The 1260-nt window shown below is 38.0% G+C and carries 2 protein-coding genes; both read left to right on the forward strand.

The features are described 5' to 3' along the window. A partial coding sequence (locus B2633_RS05260; protein WP_483169635.1) for an ABC transporter permease subunit occupies positions 1–778 on the forward strand: 778 nt, incomplete at its 5' end. 75 nt (positions 779–853) lie between these two features. Beyond that, on the forward strand, positions 854–1057 hold the full coding sequence (locus tag B2633_RS05265) for a TOBE domain-containing protein (protein WP_276624066.1): 204 nt from the start codon (positions 854–856) through the stop codon (positions 1055–1057). The last annotated feature ends 203 nt before the right edge of the window (positions 1058–1260 follow it).

A 1260-nucleotide genomic window follows, 5' to 3' on the forward strand; every position in this document is an offset into this window, starting at 1 on the left:
TTCCCTACTGGCAATTATTATCGGAGTATTATTATCGCTTGTATTGGGATATGTTATAGGTCGTATTTTAAATAGGGTAAAAGGAAAAGAAATGATCACTACGATTATTATAGGGTTTTTGTTTAACAGCATTTATCAATTAATTTTTTTGGTGGGCTTCGGGACATTTATTCCGGTAGCAAACAAAGAGATAATACTTACGCGGGGAATAGGGGTAAGAAATACAGTTGATTTGGGAATGTATCGCAATACCATTGACAAATTAGGACTGTTTAAAATTGGCGAACTGGAAATACCACTATTCATGATAATTATAGTGCTTCTGTTCGCTGCAATTATATTTTATATTTTACACACCCGTTTTGGGCAGGAAGTCAAAGCGGTAGGCTCCGATATACAAACCAGTGAAATCCTGGGAATTAATACTAATATGATTAGAATAAAAGTAATGATCCTATCAACCATTCTGGCTGCGTTCGGGCAACTGGCCTACCTACAGAATATTGGGATGTTTGATGTCTATACCGCTCATATGAATGCGGATATTATTTCCTGCGCAGCGCTTCTGGCCGGTGGAGCGAGTATCAAGAAGGCCAGAATCAGACATGCACTAATGGGGATTTTTTTATTTCACACTCTTTTTATTGTTTCGCCCCAGGCAGGACAGAATCTATTTAACAATGCTGCACTGGGCGAATACTTTCGGAGTTTTGTAGCTTATGGAACCATTGCTTTGGCTTTAATCATAAATATTAAGAATGAAAACAAATTTAGTTAAGCCATATCAGGAAGAATTGCCGGAAGCTGAAAAAAAGATATCAGAATATTATTGAGCCAGAAAGGGGTGAAACGTATGAAAGCTGGGGTTCGCAACCAACTGACCGGAACAGTAGTCGAAATTAAAGAAGGTGACATCATGTCAGAGGTAGTTATTCAAGTAGGGGATAACCAGATCACCTCGGTGATGACCACAGATTCGCTTAAGGAAGCTGGGTTTAAAGTGGGAAATGAAGCCACCGCTCTGATCAAAGCCATAAATGTTGTTATGATCAAATAAATGGAGGATCAAAATGACCATAATTACCCCGGATATGAGTTTGTTACAGATCATAGAGTTTAGCCCGCAAACGGAAGAAATATTCCATCAGCACGAGTTTTTGATACGATAAAAATTCTAGCAGAAGATAGCCTGGTTATGGTTATAGTAGGCAAGGGCTTATTTTATTTAAGTTTGACTCCACTGCAAAAAGTTATTAATAT

Origin of the sequence: Syntrophomonas sp. UBA1041 (assembly GCF_002316705.1) — a bacterium.
In the GTDB taxonomy this organism is placed as follows: domain Bacteria; phylum Bacillota; class Syntrophomonadia; order Syntrophomonadales; family Syntrophomonadaceae; genus DTU019.

Bases quoted from the DNA above. Each gene is read 5' to 3' on its own strand.
- B2633_RS05265 (WP_276624066.1), top strand. From the start codon at position 854: ATGAAAGCTGGGGTTCGCAACCAACTGACCGGAACAGTAGTCGAAATT.